The sequence below is a fragment of the Cupriavidus sp. GW821-FHT07C08 genome, assembly GCF_059419025.1.
Window position 1 is genome coordinate 1 of record NZ_JBWKQZ010000084.1, and the last position, 1,118, is coordinate 1,118.

Sequence of the window (1,118 nt, forward strand, 5' to 3'; positions counted from 1 at the left end):
CTAGTCCATCGCGTCATTGAATTGGCACCGGGCGAATTCGCCGCGCTGGATCGTCGTACTTCCACTTGATTGGCTTGGGATTCTTGTTGTGTTGACGGATATAACGCATCAACTTGCGATCCAGGTCCTTCACCGAAGTGAAGACGCCTCGTGCGATCACATCGCGCTGAATGCGCGCAAACCAGTTCTCGACCTGATTGAGCCAGGACGTGTAGGTCGGCGTGTGGTGCATGTGGACGTTGGGGTGTTCGCTGAGGAAGTCGCGCACGCGCTCGGTCTTGTGACTGCTCACGTTATCGCAGATGACGTGGATTTCTTGCTCCGGTCGCTGACTGGCTACAACGTCAGTGAGGAAGGCCACGAACTGCTCACTGGTATGACGTGGCGCAGTCTTGCCGATCACCTCCCCGGTCGCCGTGTTGAGTGCGGCAAACAGGCTGAGCGTGCCGTTACGCTTGTATTCGAAGCCGTGACTCTCCGCACGTCCTGGCGACAGTGGCAGCATCCGATCCTTGCGATCCAGGGCCTGGATCGCGGTCTTCTCATCCACGCAGAACACCGCCGCATGCGCGGGCGGGTTCAGATACAGCCCGATCACGTCTGCAGCCTTCGTTTCGAAGTTGGGATCGTTGGAAATCATGTGCCGCTCCAACCTGTGCGGGCGCACGCCATGTTTGCGCCAGATGCGCTGCACGGTCGAGATGGACACGTCACCCAGCTCCGCGGCAAGCTTGTAGCTGCTCCAGTGTGTCGATCCGTCCAAGGGCTTGCGCTTGAGCGTATAGCCCAGAACACGCGCCTCGAGTTTCTCAGGCGGCTGCATGGGCGATCGTCCAGGATGGCGCGCGTACAAGCCCGCCAGCCGCTCCGCCAGAAACCGACTCGACCAACGCGAGATGAAACGCGAATCGCACCCCAGCCGCTCAATGATCGCGTCGCGCGACTCACCGTCTTCAAGCATCAGGATCAGCTTGGCCCGGCGCGCGTCGGCTGCCCGAATGGTTCGGCTACGAGTCGCAGACAGCAATTGTTCACGCTCGAGCTCGGTCAGATTCATTTTTCCCATGCACCTGATCTAACCATGAATGGGGTGCTTTTTCAATGACGCATTGGACTAG

The 1,118-nt window shown here is 59.2% G+C and carries 1 protein-coding gene; it reads right to left on the reverse strand.

Going from position 1 to position 1,118, the window contains the following annotated elements:
* Positions 1-13: 13 nt before the first annotated feature.
* Positions 14-1,066 carry an IS630 family transposase gene (locus tag AC07UK_RS38785; protein WP_494688356.1) on the reverse strand — a complete coding sequence of 351 codons (1,053 nt, stop codon included), beginning with the start codon at positions 1,064-1,066 and terminating at the stop codon, positions 14-16.
* Positions 1,067-1,118: the final 52 nt, after the last annotated feature.

What these genes read in the sequence shown, in the direction of transcription:
- AC07UK_RS38785 (WP_494688356.1), bottom strand. Translation starts at nt 1,066, where the DNA reads ATGGGAAAAATGAATCTGACCGAGCTCGAGCGTGAACAATTGCTGTCT.